The sequence below is a fragment of the Bittarella massiliensis (ex Durand et al. 2017) genome (assembly GCF_017566145.1).
GTDB classification, from domain to species: Bacteria; Bacillota; Clostridia; order Oscillospirales; family Ruminococcaceae; genus Bittarella; species Bittarella massiliensis_A.
Genome location: NZ_JABFCL010000317.1, coordinates 1 through 214 on the forward strand (window position 1 = coordinate 1; position 214 = coordinate 214).

Annotated in this window: 1 protein-coding gene; it reads right to left on the reverse strand. The window is 50.5% G+C overall.

The features are described 5' to 3' along the window. Nucleotides 1–214 (reverse strand): phospholipase D-like domain-containing protein (locus HJY11_RS14485; protein WP_243764587.1); only part of this gene is annotated, 214 nt, incomplete at both ends.

The window sequence follows — 214 nt, forward strand, 5'->3', positions numbered from 1 at the left end:
ATGATTCTCACATCAACCCCCGAGCGGCTGGCGATCTTCAGCGCATCGAGTATGGAATCATCCGGTATAAAATACGGGGTCTGCAGGTATACGTGATCTTTTGCGCTGTGAATCAGACGAAGATAATTGTCATGGATCGTCTTGGTCTGGGAGTCAGGGCCGCTGGAAATAATCTGGACCGGATCGTGTCCGTTTCTCACATAGGCCGGTATCT